Origin of the sequence: Streptomyces zingiberis (genome assembly GCF_012034935.1) — a bacterium.
Lineage (GTDB): Bacteria > Actinomycetota > Actinomycetes > Streptomycetales > Streptomycetaceae > Streptomyces > Streptomyces zingiberis.
Map to the genome: position 1 here is coordinate 19976 of NZ_JAATEN010000008.1, position 18924 is coordinate 38899.

The following is an 18924-nucleotide window of genomic DNA, read 5'->3' on the forward strand; positions in this document are numbered from 1 at the left end:
CGGGACGGAGCGTGGCCGGTGACGGATCAGGCGGTCGGCGCCGGCGGGCCGGCCGGGGTGGCGGGCGGTGTCATCGGGCGCGACCGGGAGCTGGCGGCGCTCCGCGCCGACATCGGGCGGGCCGGTCTGGACACCCTCTCCGGCCGGGGCCCGGCGCGCAGCCGGGTGCTGCTCGTCGCGGGCCGGCCCGGTTCCGGCCGCACCGCGCTGGCGGGGGAGTTCGCGCGTTCCGTGGCCGGGGACTACCCCGGCGGGGTGTTCCGGGTGCGGCTGTCGGAGCCCGGCGGGGAGCCCGTCCCCCTGGAGGACGCCGCCCGTGACCTGCTCGCCGGGCTGGGCGCCACGGCTCCGGCGGGGGCGCCCGAGGAGGAGCTGACCGAGGCGGTGCGCCGGGAACTCGCGGGCCGCCGCTGTGTACTGCTGCTGGACGACGCGGCCGGGCCCGGGCAGGTGGACGAACTCGTCCCGGACACCCCGGGCTGCCTGGTGGTCGCGGTCGCCGCGGGCCCGCTGACCGGCGTCCCCGATGTGCGGCCCTGCACCCTGGGAGGGCTCGGCCCCACCGCCGGTGTGGCGCTGCTGACCCGTTCCGCGGGCCGTACCCGGGTCACCGTGGACCCGCAGGCGGCGCAGGAACTCGTCGAGGAGTGCGGTGGCTCCCCGGCCGCGCTGCTCCTCGTCGGCGGCTGGCTGGCCGGCCGCCCGACGGCCTCCGTCGCCGACGCCCTGCTGCGGTTGCGTGAGCCGGGCTCCCGCGCCCCCCGCCGGCCGTCCACCGCCGCGGGGCGGCCCGCGGACGAGGCCGCTCCCGCCGGCCCCGCCGCCATCGGCCCCGCCGCCCTCAGCGGCCCCGCCGTCCCGCGGCCCGCGGTGCCCGCCGGAGCGGCGGTGCCCGCCGGGGCCGCCGCCCGCCCGCTGGCACGCGCCTTCCGGCTGGCCTACGCGGGACTGCCGCGGTCCGGCGCCGTCCTGCTGCGGCTGCTGGCGCTCGCCCCCGGCGGGTTCGTGGACGCCCAGCTCGCGTCCGCCCTCGCGGGCTGCCCGGTGGCGGTGGCCCGCTCCGTCCTCGCCGATCTGGCGGCGCGCGGGATGCTCCGCCCCGAGGGACCCGAGGGCCCCGAGGGTCCCGGGGGCCCCGGGGCTCCCGGGAACGGAGGGGCGTTCCCCGGCGGGCCCGCCTACCGGCTGCCGGGAAGCCTGCACCCCCTGGTGGCCGCGGCGCTGCGGGAGCACGAGAAGCCCGCCGCCGTCCGCGCCGCCCGGGCCCGGATGGTGGAGCGCCTGGTCCGGCAGCTCCGGGTCTGCCGGGCCGAGGCCGAGCGCGCGGACCCGGCCGCGCGCGCCTGGCTGGAGCGGCAGCCGCGGGAGCTGCGGTTCCCGTCCCGGGCGGCGGCGCGGGCCTGGCTGGACGCCCGGCTGCCGGTGCTGCGGAGCGCGGTGCGGGCCACCGCCGGGGACGCCACCGGGCTCCCCGGGGCGGCCACCGGGGCCCCTTCCCCGAGTTCCCCGAGTTCCCCGAGTTCCCCGAGTTCCCCGAGTCCTCCGAGTCCTCCGAGTCCTCCGGGGTCGCCGGGGTCGCCGGGGTCTTCGGGTTCCCCGGGCGCGGCCGGGGAGCACGCCGGGCAGGCCCGGCGGCTGCCGGCCGCGCTGGCCCGCGCGCTGCTGGCGCACCGCGGTGCCGAGGGCGCCGCTCCCGAGCTGTACCCCCTGCACCAGCTGGCCCTGGAGTCGGCCGAGCGGCAGGGACGGGTACGCGACCAGGCCGCCGCGCACGTCAACCTGGCCGACCTGGACGCGGCGGCGGGCCGGACGCGGGACGCCGTGGCCCGCTACCGCTCCGCCCTGGCCGCCGCGCGGGAGTCCGGTGACACCGCCCTCACCGCACGGGCGCTGGAGTCGCTGGGCGCCGCCTTCGGGGAGCTGGGGGACTGGGCGCGGGCCGCCGACTGGTACGGCCGGGCGCTGGACCTGCTGCTCTCCGGCGGTGACCTGGCCGCTCAGACCCGGCTCTACGCCCGGCTGGGCGCCGCCCGCGGCCGGGCCGGTGACTGGGAGGGGTCGCTCCGCGACTGGCGGGCCGCGGCGGCGGGCCACCGCAGGCTGCGGGACGAGGCCGGGTACGCCCGCGCGCTCGGCGAGCTGGCCTGGACCCAGGAGCGGGCCGGGCGGCCCGAGGAGTCGCTGCGCACCGGGGCGGAGGCGCTGGCCGCCGCCGAACGGGCCGCCGATCCGCGGCTGGCGGCGGGGCTGCGGCTGCGGACCGCGGACACCCTGGACCGGCTCGGCGATCCGGTGGCCGCCGGTGTCCACCGGGCCGCCGCCCGGCGGCTGTTGGGTGACAACCCGGCCCCGGGGACGGGTCCGGTGTAGGACCAGCCTAAGAAATGCTGAGTACATGCGGTGGAAATTTGAGGTTTGCAAGGCTGTACAGCGGCAATCCCTTCATTAGACTGGTCGTGCCGCGGGCAGACCTGTGCGCACCCGCCGTCACCCGCCCCAGCCCGTCGCGGCCCTCCGTGGCCCCTCGCCGCGGGACGGGGCGAAGGGCGGCGGATGCGGATCCGTCCCCCGTACGGCCGGAACCACCCCCTCATCCAAGGACCGTGATCCCCGTGAAGGTCGGCATTCCCCGCGAGGTCAAGAACAACGAGTACCGGGTGGCGATCACCCCCGCCGGAGCCCACGAACTGGTGCGCCACGGTCACCAGGTCGTCGTCGAGCGCGGCGCGGGCCTCGGCTCCTCCATACCCGACGCCGAGTACACCGCGGCCGGTGCCTCCCTGGCGGACTCCGCGGACGAGGTGTGGACCGCCGCCGACCTGCTGCTGAAGGTCAAGGAGCCGGTCGCCGAGGAGTACCACCGGCTCCGCAAGGACCAGGTCCTCTTCACCTACCTCCACCTCGCCGCCTCCCGGGAGTGCACCGAGGCGCTGCTGGAGTCCGGCACCACCGCCATCGCCTACGAGACCGTGGAGACCGCCGGCCGCAAGCTGCCCCTGCTGGCCCCGATGTCCGAGGTGGCGGGGAGGATCGCGCCCCAGGTCGGCGCGTACCACCTGATGCGCTCCGCCGGTGGGCGCGGGGTGCTGCCCGGTGGGGTGCCGGGCGTCCCCGCGGGCCGGGCCGTGATCATCGGCGCCGGCGTCTCCGGATGGAACGCCACCCAGATCGCCGTCGGCATGGGCTTCCACGTCACCCTGCTCGACACGGACGTCAACAAGCTCCGCGAGGCGGACAAGGTCTTCGGCACCCGGGTGCAGACCGTCACCTCCAACGCCTTCGAGCTGGAGCGCGCCGTGCTCGCCGCGGACCTCGTCGTCGGCGCCGTGCTCGTCCCCGGAGCCAAGGCGCCGCGGCTGGTCACCAACGAACTGGTCTCCCGCATGAAGCCGGGAAGTGTCCTTGTCGACATCGCCATCGACCAGGGCGGCTGCTTCGAGGACTCCCGGCCGACCACGCACGCCGAGCCGACCTTCACCGTGCACGACTCGGTCCTGTACTGCGTGGCCAACATGCCCGGCGCCGTGCCCAGCACCTCCACCCACGCCCTGACCAACGTCACGTTGCCGTATGTGGTGGAACTCGCCGACCGCGGCTGGCGCGAGGCGCTCCGCCGGGACCCGGCGCTGGCGAAGGGGCTCAACACCCACGACGGGCAGGTCGTGTACGGACCCGTCGCCGAGGCGCACGGCATGGCCGTGACGGAACCGGCCGCGCTGCTCGGCTGAGCCGGCCGCCGCGGTACGGTCCCCGTGCCGCCCGCCGCCCGCCGGCGCACGGTGTCAACCGCTCACGTCCGGCCGGACCTTGACGAGTGAGGTCCGGCCGGACGTGTGTCCGGCTTCTCCCGTCCCGGCCCGGGCACGCCTCGAACATCACGCTTCAACCGCTTCCTCCCGCGCGGTTCCTGACGTCCGATGGCCTGAACACCCTTGACAGCGGGCAGTTTCACCACCGACACAGCCCGCCGGGTGCGGCGGATTGTGTTGCTGTGAGGCGTCGACACGCCATAGAGTCGCCAACCGTCGGCATGGTGCCATGCTGACCTGTCGATAAAGTTTTCCGGTCACATCCAAGGAGGCGAGACGACTTGTGAATGAGTCGACATTTTCTCCCGGAGGTGGCCGGCCGGAGGTGGCCGCACCGGCCCCGGACGGCGGTCAGGACCATGACCGGACCCGTGACCTCGCGGGGCTCGGCCCGGCCGGGTCCATAGCCGTCCACACCTTCGCAGCCCACCAGAGCACGACAGCCCACACGAGCATGGACGGCCATCACGTGAACGACACGGCCGGCGGCCAGGCCGGCGGCGAGCCCGGTTTCGCCGATTACGAGGACCTGCCCGACGGGCACTTCTACGACCCGGACGCCGAGTACGAGCCCGATCCCGAGTACGCGGCGACCCTCGCCCCGGACGCCGCCCGCCAGCGCCGCGAACGGGTCGGCCCGACGGGCCGCCCGCTGCCGTACTTCCCGATCCCCGGGCCGCTCACCGAACACGGCCCGGCCAAGGTCATCGCGATGTGCAACCAGAAGGGCGGGGTCGGCAAGACGACGTCGACCATCAACCTGGGCGCCGCGCTGGCCGAGTACGGCCGCCGGGTGCTGCTGGTCGACTTCGACCCGCAGGGCGCGCTCTCCGTGGGCCTCGGCGTCAACCCGATGGAGCTGGACCTCACCGTCTACAACCTGCTCATGGAGCGGGGCATGGCGGCCGACGAGGTGCTGCTGAAGACCGCGGTCCCCAACATGGACCTGCTGCCCAGCAACATCGACCTCTCGGCCGCCGAGGTGCAGCTCGTCAGCGAGGTCGCGCGGGAGTCCACGCTCCAGCGCGCCCTCAAGCCGCTGCTCCCGGACTACGACTACATCGTCATCGACTGCCAGCCGTCGCTCGGTCTGCTGACCGTCAACGCCCTCACCGCCGCGCACAAGGTGATCGTGCCGCTGGAGTGCGAGTTCTTCGCGCTGCGCGGGGTGGCGCTGCTCACCGAGACCATCGAGAAGGTCCAGGAGCGGCTCAACCACGACCTTCAGCTCGACGGCATCCTCGCCACCATGTACGACTCGCGCACCGTCCACAGCCGTGAGGTCCTCGCGCGGGTGGTCGAGGCGTTCGACGAGCACGTCTACCACACGGTGATCGGCCGCACGGTCCGCTTCCCGGAGACCACGGTCGCCGGTGAGCCCATCACCACCTATGCCTCCAACTCCGTCGGTGCCGCGGCCTACCGCCAGCTCGCCAGGGAGGTGCTCGCCCGGTGCCACGCCGAGTGAGTCTTCCCGGCGCCGACGAACTCTTCCGCACCACCGGGGGCACCGCGCTCCAGGCCTCCACCCCGGCGTCCCAGGCGCCGGCCGCCCCCGCCCCCGCCCGCCGGAACGGGGACGGGGACGCCCCCGCCGACGGAACGCCGCGGGTGCCCGCCCCGGCGTTCCCCGGCGAGGACGAGGCCGCCGGCCCCGATCGCGACACCCCGCCGGAGCACGGCGGGCGTGGCTCCGGCTCCCCTGACGATCGGCCGGAGCGCTCCGAACGTCCCGAAGGCTCCGACCGGCCCGGAGCCCCGGCCGGCACGGCGCCCGGGGGGTCCCCGGCGGCCGCGGCGCCCTCCGCGCCGACGGTGCCGCCGGTGCCGTCCGTCCGGCGTCCCGCCGCGCGGCAGGCGCAGGAGAGCCCCGACCGCCCCGCCGCCGCGGCCCCGCAGGGGGCGCCCCGGCGCCGGGGGCGCGCGGCGGCGCGCCGTCCCAGTGGCCGGGAGCGCCACGACGAGAAGATCACGGTCTATGTCTCCGCCGAGGAGCTGATGGACCTGGAGCACGCGCGCCTGGTGCTGCGCGGCGAGCACGGACTCGCCGTCGACCGCGGCCGGATCGTCCGCGAGGCCGTCGCGGTCGTCCTCGCCGACCTGGAGTCCCGCGGGGACGCGAGCATCCTCGTACGGCGCCTGCGGGGCAGCTGAGCGGTAACCTGCCCGTGTCACGGGCGGTATCGCCCGGTACCTCCGCACCATGGACCGCGCGATGCCCCCGACCGACGACCGACCCCCGCCGCCCCGCCGGCCCGCCCGCCGCCCCCTGGGCGCCGGGCCGGGAGCGCGTCCGGCGGTGCCGGAGCCGGCGGCCCCCCGGTGGCCCCCCGAGGCGCCGGAACCGGCGCCGGACGGTGTCGAGGACGGCAGAACCGGGGCCGGGGACGGCAGAACCGGCGCGGGAGACGGCGGCTCCGGGGCCGCGCCGCCCCTCACCGAACCGGCCGCCTGGCCGGCCCCCCGCGCACGCCCGCCCACGCCACCGGCCGCGCCGGGCCGTGGTGAGGCGCCCGTGGACGCACCATCCGCCGGGGACACCGGGGACACCGGGGACACCGGGGACACCGGGGACACCGGGGACGGCGCCCGCGCCCCGGCCCCCCGCGCCCCCACCGGCGCCGGCGCCGGCGCACCACCGGAGAACGCCGGGGCTGCGCCGGTCACTTCGGGCCCCGAGCCCGCCGGGGACGGCGTGGACCCGCACCAGGAAGGGACGGGGGCTGCCGGGACCGCCCGGGGCGCCGGGAGAACCGGCCCCGGGAGAACCGGCCCCGGGCAGGACACCGCGCGGGCCGCCGGCCCGTCCGGTACCGCCGCCGACGCCCTCCCCGCCTCCGGCGAACCCCCCACCGGCCCCCTGGCCCTCTCCTCCGGAACGGGCCCCACGGCCGGTCCCGCCCCCGAACCAGGCACCGGTCCCGCCCCCGGACCGGGCTCCGGCCCCGTCGATCGCCCTCCCGGGAAGACCGCCGGGCCTCCCCCGGAGGCCGGTGGCGGCGACGGCGGCGAGGCCGGCGACGGCGGTGACGGCCGCTTCACCGTGCGGCTGGCCAACTTCCAGGGCCCGTTCGACCTGCTGCTCCAACTGATCGCCAAGCACAAGATGGATGTCACCGAGGTCGCCCTCTCCCGGGTCACCGACGACTTCATGGCGCACATCCGTGCCATGGGCCCCGACTGGGATCTCGATCAGACCACCGAATTCCTCGTCGTCGCCGCGACCCTCCTCGACCTCAAGGCAGCCCGGCTGCTGCCCGCCGCCGAGGTCGAGGACGAGGCGGATTTGGCGCTGCTGGAGGCGCGGGACCTGCTCTTCGCGCGGCTGTTGCAATACCGCGCGTACAAGCGGATCGCGGACATCTTCGACGAGCGGCTGATGTCCGAGGCGCGCCGTCACCCCCGTACCGTCGGCCTGGAGCCGCACCACGCGGAGCTGCTGCCGGACGTCGTCATCCGGATCGGCGCCGAGGGCTTCGCGCGGCTCGCCGTCAAGGCGATGCAGCCCCGGGCCAGGCCACAGGTCTACGTGGACCACATCCACGCCCCGCTGGTCAGCGTGCGGGAGCAGGCCGAGGTGGTCATCGCCCGGCTGCGGGAGGCGGGTTCGGCGACGTTCGCGGAACTGACCGAGGACACCGAGGACACCCTGACCGTCGTCGCCCGTTTCCTCGCGCTGCTGGAGCTCTACCGGGAGCGGGCGGTCGCGCTGGAGCAGGAGGACGCGCTGGGCGCGCTGCTGGTCCGCTGGACCGGGGCGGCGGACGGGGCCGGGGCGCGGCCGCTGGTCACCGACGAGTTCGACCAGGAGCCGGGCGGCGAGGCGGACCGGCCGGAGAAGCGGCCGGGTGTGGCGGAAGAGGCCCGGGCCGGGGGCGGCACGGCCGCCCCCGGCGGTGCGGGCGATCCGGAGGAAGAGGGATGACGTGGTCAGCGTGAACGGTGCGAACGGCGTGAACGGCGTGAACGGCGTGAACGAAGCCAACGGCACCGCCGGGGCTCCCGCCGGCCCGGACGGCGGGGGAGTGGTCCCGCGCGGCCGGACGGGCGGAACCGCCCCAGGACCCTCTGAGGTGCCGGAGGTGCCGGGTGCCCCGGGTGCGCCGGAACCGGCGGAGGCACCGGGGCCGGCGGGGCCCACAGGCGCGGGAGGTGCCCCGGACGGACCCGCCGCCGGCCCCGCCCGCCCCGCGGAGGACCCCGGCTACGACCTCCCCGGACCGGCGGTGGACGGCTGGGGGGAGGCCCCGGGGCCTCCCGCGGGCTCCCCGGACGTGGCCGGACTGGACCTCAGGCCCGCCCTGGAGGCCGTGCTGATGGTCGTCGACGAACCGGCCACCGCCGAACAGCTCGCCAAGGCCGTGGAACGGCCGCAGCGCGCCGTCACGCGCGCGCTGCGCGAGCTGGCCGACGAGTACACCGCGCAGGGCCGGGGGTTCGAACTGCGTCTGGTGGCGGGGGGCTGGCGGTTCTACACCCGGCCCGCGTACGCGGCAGCCGTCGAGTCCTTCGTGCTGGACGGGCGGCAGGCCCGGCTCACCCAGGCCGCGCTGGAGACCCTGGCAGTCGTCGCGTACCGGCAGCCGGTGAGCCGTTCACGGGTCTCCGCCGTACGGGGGGTGAACTGCGACGGCGTGATGCGGACCCTGCTCCAGCGGGGGCTGGTGGAGGAGGGGGGCACGGAACCCGAGACAGGTGCGATCCTGTACAGGACGACGCACTACTTCCTGGAGCGGATGGGCCTGCGCGGCCTGGACGAACTGCCGGAGCTCGCGCCCTTCCTCCCCGAGGCGGAGGCGGTGGAGCCGGAGTCCCGGGAGGGAGTGGCGTCGTTCGATCCGGACGCCCCGGACACCGACGACAGCGGCCCTCCACAGACGGAACTTTGATGCGAAGCAGCGGCAGGAACAACAGGGACACCGGCGACCGGGACAGGCGGGGAGCAGGCGGCCCCTCCTCCCGGCGGCAGGCCGGCGGGGGACGCGAGGAGGGACAGCGGCGCGGCCGGCCCCGTCCCGAGGAACGCCGCTACGACGTGGACTTCACCCGGGACCGGGACCGGGACCGGGACCGCGACGGCACCGGCCGGCGCCGTGACGACCGCCGCGACGACCGGGGCCGTGACGACCGCCGCGACGACCGCGGCCGTGACGACCGCAGGGGCGCCCCCCGGGGTGACCGCGAGCGGGACGGCCGCGGCGGGGCCCCCCGCCCGTCCTCCGGCGGCGCGCGGGGCGCGTCGGCCCGGGGCGGCGCGAAGGGCGGCCCCCGGACCCCGGTGGGCGGCCGCGGCGGCTCCCGCGCCGGCGGGCCCGTCCGGGGCGGGCGCCCGCAGCCCCCGTCCCGGCCGCGCGAGTACGAGGCGCAGATCGAGGAGCGCAACCGCGCCCGTCACGCCGAGCAGCGGCCCCGGCCCCCGAAGACCTTCGGGGAGCCGGAGGGCGAGCGGCTCCAGAAGGTCCTCGCCCGGGCCGGCCTGGGCTCCCGGCGGGCCTGCGAGGAGCTGATCGACCAGCGGCGGGTGGAGGTCAACGGCCGGGTCGTCACCGAGCAGGGACTGCGCATCGACCCGGAGAAGGACGAGGTCCGGGTGGACGGCCTGACCGTCGCCACCCAGTCGTACCTCTTCTTCGCCCTCAACAAGCCCGCCGGGGTCGTCTCCACCATGGAGGACCCCGACGGCCGGCAGTGCCTCGGCGACTACGTGACCAACCGGGAGACCCGGCTGTTCCACGTCGGCCGGCTGGACACCGAGACCGAGGGCATCATCCTGCTGACCAACCACGGCGAGCTGGCACACCGGCTGACCCACCCCCGCTACGGCGTGCGGAAGACCTACCTGGCCGCCATCCAGGGCCCCATCCCGCGCGACCTCGGCAAGCAGCTGAAGAACGGCGTCCCGCTGGAGGACGGCTACGCCCGGGCGGACAGCTTCCGCGTGGTGGAGAACACCGGCAAGAACTACCTGGTCGAGGTCAGCCTGCACGAGGGCCGCAAGCACATCGTCCGCCGGATGCTCGCCGAGGTGGGCTTCCCCGTGGACCGGCTGGTCCGCACCGGCTTCGGGCCGATCGGGCTGGGCGACCAGAAGTCGGGCTGGCTGCGCCGGCTGACCAACACCGAGGTGGGCATGTTGATGCGCGAGGTCGAACTCTGACGGTTTCCCCCCTTTCCCCCCTCTTCCCCCCTCCGGCCGCCCGCCCCCGCGGCGCGGCCGGACGGGCGCGGGGACGGGCGGCCGGAGGGGCCGGAACCCGTGGCCGGGCGGAGCGGTGGACCTCCCCTGCCGCGGCACTGGCTAGGCTGGGCGGCGAGCCGGGACGCGACGCGCCGTCGCGCGCCGGGGCCCGCGGCGGCCGCCGCACCCACCCGAACCGGCGCCGCAGCCGCACTCCGCGAGGACGTCATCCAGTGAGAACCGCCCTGGTCATCGGGACCGGACTGATCGGCACCTCCGCCGCGCTCGCCCTCGCGGGCCGCGGTGTCCGCGTCCATCTGTCCGACCGTGACGCGTCCCGGGTCCGTACCGCCGCGGCGCTCGGCGCCGGCACCGAGGACGCCCCGGACGGCCCCGTCGACCTGGCGCTCGTCGCCGTGCCGCCGGGCCGGGTCGCCGCCACCGTCGCCGACGCGCAGCGCCGCGGGCTGGCCCGGGCCTGCCTGGACGTCGCCAGCGTCAAGGGCGGCCCGCGCCGCGAGCTGGCGGAGCTGGGCGGGGACCCGGTCAGCTACCTCGGCAGCCATCCCATGGCGGGCCGCGAGCGCTCCGGCCCGATGGCCGCCACCGCGGACCTGTTCGAGGGCCGCCCGTGGGTGCTCACCCCCACCGCCGCCACCGACACCGAGGTGCTGAACCTCGCCCTGGAGCTGGTCGCGGTCTGCCGGGCCGTGCCGGTCGTCATGGACGCCGACGCGCACGACCGGGCGGTGGCGCTGGTCTCCCACACCCCGCAGCTCCTCTCGAGCCTGGTCGCGGCCCGGCTGACGGACGCGGACGAGACGGCCGTACGCCTCTGCGGGCAGGGCATCCGGGACGTCACCAGGATCGCCGCCTCCGACCCGGGGATGTGGACCGAGATCCTCTCCGCCAACCCCGGCCCGGTCGCCGAGGTCCTCTCCGCCGTCGCGGACGACCTCGCGGAGACCGTACGGGCCCTGCGCGCCCTGGACTCCGCGGACGAGGAGAAGCGGCGGGACGGCGCCACCGGCATCACGGATCTGCTGCGGCGCGGGAACGCCGGCCGCGAGCGGGTGCCGGGCAAGCACGGCGCGGCCCCCGCGGCGTACGAGAGCGTCACGGTGCTCATCGGCGACCAGCCCGGCGAGCTGGCGCGGATCTTCGCCGACGCGGGCCGGGCCGGGATCAACATCGAGGACGTCCGGATCGAGCACGCCACCGGGCAGCAGGCCGGTCTCATCCAGCTCATGGTGGAACCGGCGGCGGCCCCCGACCTCACCGCGGCGCTGCGGGAGCGGGGCTGGTCGATCCGGCAGTGACCCGCGGAGCCCGGACCACCCGCCGCCCGCCGCCCGCAGCCACCCCGCCCCGGACCACCGCGGCCGGGGCGGGGCGGGCCGGGAGCCCCGGCCGGGTCCCGGCGGCCCCCCGCGGCCCCGGCGCCCCGCCGGGCAGCCGGGACCGGGGCTGCGCGGGGCGCTCCGGAGGGCCGGTAACCTTGTGCGGAGGTTCCCGGCCGGCTCCCCGGCCGGCCCGCTCCCGCCCGTGCATTCGAGGAAGGTGTTCGTCACCGTGGAAACCGCCGCCCGGACCGCTCCGGCAGCAGTGATCGTCGCCATCGACGGCCCTTCCGGCACGGGCAAGTCCTCGACGTCCAAGGCCGTCGCCGCCAAGCTCGGCCTGCGGTACCTGGACACCGGGGCGCAGTACCGCGCGATCACCTGGTGGATGCTGAACAACGGGGTGGACGTGGCCGACGCCGGCGCCGTGGCGACCGCCGCCGCCAAACCCTCGATCGTCTCCGGCACCGACCCGGAGCGGCCGGCCATCACGGTCGACGGCGCCGACGCCTCCGCCCCGATCCGCACCCAGGCGGTCACCGCCGCGGTCAGCGCGGTCAGCGCCGTCCCCGAGGTCCGGGCCCGGATGACGGACCTCCAGCGGGAGATCGCCCGCTCCACCGGGCGGGGCATCGTGGTCGAGGGCCGGGACATCGGCACCACCGTGCTCCCCGACGCCGACCTGAAGATCTTTCTGACCGCCTCGCCCGAGGCGCGCGCCGCCCGCCGCAGCGGAGAGCTCAAGGGCAAGGAGGCCGCCGGCCTGGACGCCACCCGTGAGGCGCTGGCCCGGCGGGACGCCGCGGACTCCGGCCGCACCGTCTCCCCGCTGGCCAAGGCGGAGGACGCGCACGAGGTGGACACCACCGAACTCTCCCTGGAGCAGGTCGTCGAGTGCGTGGTGACCCTCGTCGAGCAGGTGGCCGGCGACGGCCCGGCACCGGCCACCGGCACCGCGGACCGCGCGGGGCAGTCGGCGTGAGGACGGCGCGCGCGGGCGCCCCGTCCGCGGCGCCCCCCTCCGCGGGACGGGCGTCGGCGGGCGGAGCCGCGTTCGGCCGCCGACTCGGCGCGGGGCTGATGTACGGGCTGTGGCGGCCCCGGGTGCTGGGCGCCTGGCGGGTCCCCGCCAAGGGGCCCGTCATCCTGGCGGTGAACCACACGCACAACATCGACGGCCCCCTGCTCATGGGCACGGCACCCCGGCCGGTGCACTTCCTGATCAAGAAGGAGGCGTTCGCCGGTCCGCTCGACCCGTTCCTGCGCGGGATCGGGCAGCTGAAGGTGGACCGGACGCGCCCCGACCGCTCCGCCGTCGCCGGCGCGCTCCGCGTGCTGGAGCGCGGCGGGGTCCTCGGGATCTTCCCCGAGGGCTCCCGGGGCGAGGGCGACTTCGCCTCGCTCCGCGCCGGGCTCGCCTACTTCGCCGTACGCTCCGGGGCACCGGTCGTGCCGGTGGCGGTGCTCGGCAGCAACGACCGCCGCGGCCGGCTCGTCCCCGCGCTGCCCCCGCTGCGCGGCCGGGTCGACCTGGTCTTCGGTGACCCCTTCGACGCGGGGGACGGCACCGGGCGGCGCACCCGGACCGCGATGGACGCCGCGACCGAGCGCATCCAGCGGCGGCTGAGCGCGCACCTGGCGGAGGCGCGGCGCCTCACGGGGCGCTGACCCGCCGGGCCGTCAGGCCCCCGCCGACCGCAGCACGCGGGCCCGTCAGCGGCCCGCCGACGTACGAACGAGGAACGGACTTCATGAACGACCATCACGTGAACGACACGGCCGGCGACGGGCACGGTGCGCTCGGCGACGCCGAGTACACGGAGTTCATGGAGCTCGCCGCCGAGGAGGGCTTCGACCCCGAGGAGATCGAGAGCGACCTCGCCGCCGCGGGGCACGGGCCGCTGCCCGTGCTCGCCGTCGTCGGCCGCCCGAACGTCGGCAAGTCCACCCTCGTCAACCGGATCATCGGCCGCCGTGAGGCGGTCGTCGAGGACCGTCCCGGGGTCACCCGCGACCGGGTGACCTACGAGGCGGAGTGGGCCGGGCGCCGCTTCAAGGTCGTCGACACCGGCGGCTGGGAGCAGGACGTCCTCGGCATCGACGCCGCCGTCGCCGCCCAGGCCGAGTACGCCATCGAGGCCGCCGACGCGGTGGTCTTCGTGGTGGACGCCAAGGTCGGCGCCACCGACACCGACGAGGCCGTGGTGAAGCTGCTGCGCCGGGCCGGCAAGCCGGTGGTGCTCTGCGCCAACAAGGTCGACGGTCCCAGCGGTGAGGCGGACGCCGCCGCCCTGTGGAACCTCGGCCTCGGCGAGCCCTTCCCGGTCTCCTCCCTGCACGGCCGGGGCACCGGCGACCTGCTGGACGCCGTCCTCGAGGCGCTTCCGGAGGCTCCCGCGCAGAGCTTCGGCGGCGGACCGGCCGGACCGCGCCGCGTCGCGCTGATCGGCCGCCCCAACGTGGGCAAGTCCTCCCTGCTCAACAAGGTCGCCGGTGAGGACCGGGTGGTCGTCGACGCGACGGCCGGCACCACCCGCGACCCGGTCGACGAACTGGTGGAACTCGCCGGGCGCACCTGGAAGTTCGTGGACACCGCGGGCATCCGCCGCCGCGTCCACCTCCAGGAGGGCGCCGACTACTACGCCTCGCTGCGCACCGCGGCCGCTCTGGAGAAGGCGGAGATCGCGGTCGTCCTGATCGACGCGAGCGAGACGATCAGCGTGCAGGACACCCGCATCATCAGCATGGCCGTCGACGCCGGACGCGCCCTGGTGATCGCCTACAACAAGTGGGACACGCTGGACGAGGAGCGCCGTTACTACCTGGAGCGCGAGATCGAACAGGATCTGGTGCAGGTCCGCTGGGCGCCCCGGGTCAACCTCTCCGCCCGCACCGGGCGCCATCTCGAGAAGCTCGTCCCCGCGATCGACACCGCCCTCGCGGGCTGGGAGACCCGGGTGCCGACCGGCCGGCTCAACGCCTTCCTCGGCGAACTGGTGGCCTCCCACCCGCACCCGGTCCGCGGCGGCAAACAGCCCCGGATCCTCTTCGGCACCCAGGCCGGCGTCCGCCCGCCGCGGTTCGTCCTCTTCGCCTCGGGGTTCCTGGAGGCGGGCTACCGTCGGTTCATCGAGCGGCGGCTGCGCGAGGAGTTCGGCTTCGAGGGCACTCCGATCCACCTGTCGGTGCGGGTCCGGGAGAAGCGCGGCCGCAAGAAGTGATCCGGTGCCCGGCGCGGCCGAACCGCCGCGCCGGGCACCGCGAGCCGGTGAGCCCTCCGGCCGGGGCGCCGTGACCGGCGAGCCGTACGCCGCCCGCCGGGCTCTTCCTAGCGCGGGTGGCGGTCCCGCGCGGCCGGCGGCAGCGCGCGGGGCACGGGACGCCGGTGCCGCCGTGGCGGCTCGGGCGGCGGCACGCGCTCCCAGATGTGCCGGGGTTCGGCGAGCTCGCGGATGCCGAACGGTGTGAAGGCCAGGTCCTCCTCGCCGAGGCGGTCGCCCGGCAGAGCGCGGAACGCGCGCCGGTACTCGGCGTAGAGCGTGTCGTAGATCGGCGTCGGCGACTGCTGCCCGGCGCCGCGGGGGGCGGGGTACGCCGGGAGCGACCCGGAGACGTACGGGGTGTACGGGAGGCGGGCCGCCGGTTCGTAGGAGTGCACGTACGGGCCAACGAACCGGGCGCCCGGGGGATGCGGCTCCCCGGGGTGAACTCGCCACCGCCCGGCCGGTGGCCCGCCCGCGGGACGGGACCGGCCGTCCCCGGCCGTCCCCGGGGTCATGTGCCCGCCAGCGGCAGCACGGCGGCCACCAGCAGACCGCCGGCCGCCGCCCGGTCCAGGGCCTCGCGCAGCACGTCCTCGTGCGACTGCGGGCCGATCGAGCCCGCGGGCCCCGCCACGACCAGCACCTTCGCCAGCCGCGCGGCCGCGGTCCGCCAGCCGTCGGTGACCGCCAGCGGCTGGTGCGCCTGCCACCAGGCGGTGGGGGTGGACCCGGGGGCGCCGGGCTGGAGCACCGCGTGCAGCTTTCCCTCCACCAGCAGCACGGACCAGCCCGGCAGCACCGGAGCCGCCTGCTCCAGACGGCTCAGCGGCCGGAACCCCTGCTCCAGCAGGATCGGCAGGAAGGCGTCACCGGCCGTGCCGGGCCGCGTGATCGGGCCGGTGGGCTCCACGGCGAGCGCCGGCCACAGCGCCCCGTCGACCAGCACCAGACCGCAGGTCACCCCGATCACCGCCGGACGCGGTTCCGCCGGGGGCACCGGGGAGGGGTCCCGCAGCGGCGCCGGCGGGCCCGGCCGGGCGCCACCCGCGGGTACGGCGCGCAAGTCGTGCGCCAGGTCCGGCGCCCGGTGCCCCGGGAGGGCCGGCAGCTCCGGCCCGGCGGGCCCGGCGGGCAGCGGTTCCATGCCCGCCTCCACGCCCTCCCCGGCCGTGATGGAACGGACGGCGCCCTGCAACTGCTCCTCCGCCACCGGCACCACCTGCGAGGGCACACACGTGGCGTGGGCGAAGGCGAGCACGGCCGTCTCGTCGCCGACGAAGAGGACCGTGCTGGTCCGTTCCTGCTCGGTGTCGCCAGGGGTCCGGCAGGAGGTGCAGTCATAACTGCCCGGGGCGTTCTCGCCGGTGAGCAGCCGGTCGGCTTCTTCGTCGCCGATCTCGGCGCGCACGTCGTCGCTGACGTCGAGCAAACGCGGCACGGAAGGCTCCTCGGTCTCGTCGGTGGCGGCCGGGCGTTCCGGCCCGCATGAGCACAACGGGTGACGCACGGCCGGGGTCACGCCCGGCGTGCCGCGGGCCCGGAGCGGGCGCCCCGGAGGGGAACCTCCGTGTGCCCCGATCCCGTTGGCGGGGACGGCCCCGCCGACGGGGCCCGGGCCGGGGGACCGGGGCCGGCCGCGGCGGTGAGGCCGGCGGCCCGCCCGCAGCCGGGCCCGGGGGCCGCGGTGTGTGCCGTGATGTGCCCTGTTGTGCCGCGATCGGGTGTTTCACCGGGGCGGGCGCGGACACCCGGAAGGAGGTGGCCGGGCCGGTTGGCCCGGCCGGGGGAGCCGAGGGGGAGGAGCGGCGGGGCCCGTCCGCCGCTCGGGGAACACGCGCGACACCACGGCCTGGGGCCGGAGGGTCGCCCTTGGGGGTGAAGCAGTGACCGATGCACCGTCACGCCGTAACCGGGACAGTGACATTGACGTTCCCACGACGCGGACGGTTCCGGGAATGGGCTATCGATCCCGTATCCCTTGCGGAACGGAATCGTCATGGCGGCCAACCCGGAGCCGCCGTAACGGGTCCAATCCTTCGGCAGGCGGAGCAGACGGGCAACTCGGGGCTCTCCGCAGGAATCGCGGAATTCGGGGACGCATGCAGATCTCATTCCTGATTCACAACGCGTACGGCATCGGCGGCACGATCCGTACGACGTGCAATCTCGCGCGCTCGCTGGCCGAACAGCACGACGTCGAAATCGTCTCCGTCTTCCGCCATCGGGAGAGACCCGTCTTCGACCACGGCCCGGACGTCCGCGTGCACCACCTCGTGGACCTGCGCAAGGACAGCCCCGAGTACGCGGGCGACGCCCCGGAACACCAGCAGCCGGCGCGCGTCTTCCCCTCCGCCGAGGGCCGCTACCAGCAGTACAGCAGGCTCACCGACCGCCGGATCGCCGAGCACCTGCGCTCCGTGGAGGCGGATGTGGTCGTCGGCACCCGGCCCGGCCTCAACGTCCACATCGCGCGGGAGACCCGGCGCGGCCCCGTGCTCGTCGGTCAGGAGCACCTGACGCTGGACAGCCACTCCACCGCGCTCCGCGCCCAGCTGGCCCGGGTCTACCCGCGGCTGGACGCGGTCACCACCGTCACCGAGGCGGACGCGGCGTCCTACCGGCGCAGACTGCGGCTGCCCGGGGTGCACGTGGGGGCGGTGCCCAACAGCGTGCCCGAGCCCCGCGTCGCGCCCGCGGACGGCTCCGGCAAGTGCGTGGTCGCGGCCGGCCGGCTGGCTCGCGTCAAACGCTACGACCTGCTCGTCCGGGCCTTCGCCACGGTGGTCGAGAGCCGCCCGGACTGGCGGCTGCGGATCTACGGCGGGGGCGCGGAGAAGGAACGCCTCCGGTCGCTCATCGACCGCCTCGGCCTCTACAACCACGTGCTCCTGATGGGACCGGCCCATCCGCTGGACCCCGAGTGGGCCAAGGGCTCCATCGCCGCCGTGACCTCCAGCCTGGAGTCCTTCGGCATGACCATCGTCGAGGCCATGCGGTGCGGGCTGCCCGTGGTCGCCACGGACTGCCCGCACGGACCCGGGGAGATCATCGACAACGGCGTGGACGGCCGGCTGGTCCCGCCCGGGGACGCCGATGCCGTGGCCACCGCCCTCCTCGAACTCATCAACGACGACGCCTTAAGGGAACGGATGGGGCGCGCGGCGGCCCGGGGATCCGCCCGCTTCGACCCCTCCCGGGTCGCCTGCCGCTACGAGACCCTCTTCGAGGACCTGGTGAGCCGGGGCGGCCGGGGCACCCGCGGCCGGCTGCGGAGTTCGCTGCACCGCACCCGGGGAGCGCTGCTCGGTGGCGCCTATTCCGCCCGCGCCGCCGCCGGCGCCGCCCTGAGAGGGGGCAGGACCGCATGACCACCTCCGCCGATCTTCCGCTGCGGCCGGGCATCCCCCGGCCCGCCTCCGGAGCCGCCGCCACGCGGCCCGAACCGCCCGCCGCGCCCCGGGCCGACTGCATAGCGGACTCCGCCGGGGGGCTCACCTTCGACGTCGAGGCCCCGGAGCGCGCCGACTCCTGGGACACGGCCCTGCTGTTCCGCCGCCGCGGGGGGCGCGGCGGTCCGGCCGACGAGCTGCGGCTGCCGCTGGTCCCCTCCGGTGAGAGCCGGCTGCGCGCGGTGCTGCCGAGCACGGTGAGGCTGCCGGAGGGCCGCTGGGACGCCTTCGAGACGGCCCCCGGCGCCGAGCCGGTCCGCCTCACGTCCGGCGTCAACGACCTGCGGACGATCACCGATCGCCATCCGGACCCGGGGAGCGGCCCGGTCGCCGTCCGCATCCCCTACGCGACCAAGCACGGCAACCTCTCGCTCCGCAGCTGGCTGCGGGCCCCGCACGCCGAAGCGGGTGATCTGCTCGTCCGGGACGGCGAGGTGGTCGTCGAGGGGCGGTTGCACGGCGTCCGCGCGGGGCGCGGGGCCGTGATCGAGGCGCGCCGCCGGCTCGACCCCTCCCACATCCGCACGGCGCCGGTGACCGGCGACGGCTCCCATTTCTCCGCCACCTTGGTGTACGCCTGGTTCGCGGACGTCTGGGAGGGCGCCGAGGAGCCGTGGGACCTCTGGCTGCGGCCCACGGGCGAGGACGGCGCGGTGGCGGTGCGGATCGCCCGGATCCTGGACGACGTCGCCGACAAGAAGGCGGTCTACAGCTACCCGGCCCGGCCGCTGGCCACCCCGCGCGGGCCGGCCATGGCCGGCCCGTACTACACGGTGGACAACGACCTGTCGGTACGGATCGGCGTCAGGGCGACGCCAGGCTGAGAGCCGGCGGCGGGCCGGCGGGCCGGGGCGTGGTCCGCCGGCCTACCGGTGGGTGACGGCG

General features: G+C 76.3%; 15 protein-coding genes. 13 read left to right on the forward strand and 2 right to left on the reverse strand.

What is annotated here, in order from left to right; genetic code table 11:
- Window positions 1-18: 18 nt before the first annotated feature.
- The 11 genes from HCK00_RS12460 to der all read left to right on the forward strand — a co-directional run bounded on the left by HCK00_RS12460 (window position 19) and on the right by der (window position 14548).
- On the forward strand, window positions 19-2370 hold the full coding sequence (locus HCK00_RS12460) for a tetratricopeptide repeat protein (RefSeq protein WP_311765285.1): 2352 nt from the start codon (window positions 19-21) through the stop codon (window positions 2368-2370).
- A 242-nt stretch (window positions 2371-2612) separates the two neighbouring features.
- Complete coding sequence (gene ald, locus HCK00_RS12465; RefSeq protein ID WP_168102145.1) at window positions 2613-3728, forward strand: alanine dehydrogenase; 1116 nt, start codon at window positions 2613-2615, stop codon at window positions 3726-3728.
- Window positions 3729-4092: 364 nt separating this feature from the next.
- Window positions 4093-5277 carry a ParA family protein gene (locus HCK00_RS12470; protein ID WP_375781952.1) on the forward strand — a complete coding sequence of 395 codons (1185 nt, stop codon included), beginning with the start codon at window positions 4093-4095 and terminating at the stop codon, window positions 5275-5277.
- A complete protein-coding gene (locus HCK00_RS12475) occupies window positions 5262-5963 on the forward strand; it encodes a hypothetical protein (RefSeq protein WP_311765286.1) in 702 nt (233 codons plus the stop codon). Before HCK00_RS12470 ends, HCK00_RS12475 begins: the two co-directional genes overlap by 16 nt.
- Window positions 5964-6324: 361 nt before the next feature.
- A complete protein-coding gene (locus tag HCK00_RS12480; RefSeq protein ID WP_375781953.1) occupies window positions 6325-7734 on the forward strand; it encodes a segregation and condensation protein A in 1410 nt (469 codons plus the stop codon).
- A gap of 301 nt (window positions 7735-8035) precedes the next feature.
- Window positions 8036-8698, forward strand: a complete 663-nt coding sequence (gene scpB, locus HCK00_RS12485) for an SMC-Scp complex subunit ScpB (RefSeq protein ID WP_311765287.1) — start codon at window positions 8036-8038, stop codon at window positions 8696-8698.
- Window positions 8698-9966 (forward strand): pseudouridine synthase, encoded by a 1269-nt coding sequence (locus HCK00_RS12490; protein ID WP_206320274.1) that lies wholly within the window; start codon window positions 8698-8700, stop codon window positions 9964-9966. Before scpB ends, HCK00_RS12490 begins: the two co-directional genes overlap by 1 nt.
- Before the next feature lie 254 nt (window positions 9967-10220).
- Complete coding sequence (locus tag HCK00_RS12495; RefSeq protein ID WP_168101939.1) at window positions 10221-11306, forward strand: prephenate dehydrogenase; 1086 nt, start codon at window positions 10221-10223, stop codon at window positions 11304-11306.
- A gap of 241 nt (window positions 11307-11547) precedes the next feature.
- Window positions 11548-12309 carry a (d)CMP kinase gene (gene cmk / locus HCK00_RS12500; RefSeq protein ID WP_168102149.1) on the forward strand — a complete coding sequence of 254 codons (762 nt, stop codon included), beginning with the start codon at window positions 11548-11550 and terminating at the stop codon, window positions 12307-12309.
- Window positions 12310-12407: 98 nt separating this feature from the next.
- Window positions 12408-12995, forward strand: a complete 588-nt coding sequence (locus HCK00_RS12505) for a lysophospholipid acyltransferase family protein (protein ID WP_168102150.1) — start codon at window positions 12408-12410, stop codon at window positions 12993-12995.
- An 83-nt stretch (window positions 12996-13078) separates the two neighbouring features.
- Window positions 13079-14548 carry a ribosome biogenesis GTPase Der gene (gene der, locus HCK00_RS12510; protein ID WP_168101940.1) on the forward strand — a complete coding sequence of 490 codons (1470 nt, stop codon included), beginning with the start codon at window positions 13079-13081 and terminating at the stop codon, window positions 14546-14548.
- 107 nt (window positions 14549-14655) lie between these two features.
- Here der and HCK00_RS12515 read toward each other — a convergent pair whose 3' ends face one another.
- Both HCK00_RS12515 and HCK00_RS12520 read right to left on the reverse strand, forming a co-directional pair.
- A complete protein-coding gene (locus HCK00_RS12515; RefSeq protein ID WP_168101928.1) occupies window positions 14656-14985 on the reverse strand; it encodes a hypothetical protein in 330 nt (109 codons plus the stop codon).
- A gap of 116 nt (window positions 14986-15101) precedes the next feature.
- Window positions 15102-16028, reverse strand: coding sequence for a DUF8842 C-terminal domain-containing protein (locus HCK00_RS12520; protein WP_168101941.1), 927 nt, complete (start codon window positions 16026-16028; stop codon window positions 15102-15104).
- 661 nt (window positions 16029-16689) lie between these two features.
- Here HCK00_RS12520 and HCK00_RS12525 point away from each other — a divergent pair.
- Window positions 16690-17958, forward strand: a complete 1269-nt coding sequence (locus HCK00_RS12525; RefSeq protein ID WP_168101942.1) for a glycosyltransferase family 4 protein — start codon at window positions 16690-16692, stop codon at window positions 17956-17958.
- Entirely contained in the window at window positions 17955-18863 is a 909-nt protein-coding gene (locus HCK00_RS12530) for a hypothetical protein (RefSeq protein WP_240965538.1), read from the forward strand. The genes HCK00_RS12525 and HCK00_RS12530 overlap by 4 nt, the downstream gene beginning before the upstream one ends.
- Window positions 18864-18924 lie beyond the last annotated feature (61 nt).

Bases quoted from the DNA above. Each gene is read 5' to 3' on its own strand.
- HCK00_RS12530 (WP_240965538.1), top strand. From the start codon at position 17,955: ATGACCACCTCCGCCGATCTTCCGCTGCGGCCGGGCATCCCCCGGCCC.
- der (WP_168101940.1), top strand. From the start codon at position 13,079: ATGAACGACCATCACGTGAACGACACGGCCGGCGACGGGCACGGTGCG.
- HCK00_RS12490 (WP_206320274.1), top strand. From the start codon at position 8,698: ATGCGAAGCAGCGGCAGGAACAACAGGGACACCGGCGACCGGGACAGG.
- HCK00_RS12505 (WP_168102150.1), top strand. From the start codon at position 12,408: ATGTACGGGCTGTGGCGGCCCCGGGTGCTGGGCGCCTGGCGGGTCCCC.
- HCK00_RS12525 (WP_168101942.1), top strand. From the start codon at position 16,690: ATGCAGATCTCATTCCTGATTCACAACGCGTACGGCATCGGCGGCACG.